Origin of the sequence: Desulfonatronum sp. SC1 (assembly GCF_003046795.1) — a bacterium.
Lineage (GTDB): Bacteria > Desulfobacterota > Desulfovibrionia > Desulfovibrionales > Desulfonatronaceae > Desulfonatronum.
Genome location: NZ_PZKN01000212.1, coordinates 1 through 405, shown reverse-complemented (window position 1 = coordinate 405; position 405 = coordinate 1). Strand labels below are relative to the sequence as shown.

Here is a 405-nt window from a genome sequence, read left to right as displayed (position 1 = left end):
GTGCACATGTGTTGGATCCCATCCAAACCAGGGCTGCTGGTATGAACCCCGAAGGTCTTAAGAAGGATTTTGGCTCTATGATAACCTTTTGCGGCGCGTTGGATGAAGAGTTGCTGCTGCGAAAGGCTACACCTGCACGTGTCAAGGATGGCGTTAAAGAGTTGCTTGATTTGATGGCGCCTGGTGGTGGTTTTATTCTTGGGCCTTCGCATAAGTTCAAAGTGGAAACGCCTGTCGAAAATGTGGTGGCAATGTATGAAGCCGCCCGCGAATGGAAGTACTGATATTTGCTTGGTTTATTGCCGAGATGCTAATTATGTCGCCCGCTAAGATGCATTTCAACAATTGATTCTGATTACTGTTTCTGAATATGGAGGGTTTGTGTAGGATAGGCAAACTCGATAC

The 405-nt window shown here is 46.7% G+C and carries 1 protein-coding gene; it reads left to right on the top strand.

Annotated features, from left to right (window positions below; genetic code table 11):
• Positions 1–284, top strand: a 284-nt coding sequence (locus C6366_RS18995) for a uroporphyrinogen decarboxylase family protein (RefSeq protein ID WP_199221631.1), incomplete at its 5' end; no start/stop codon positions are given.
• Positions 285–405 lie beyond the last annotated feature (121 nt).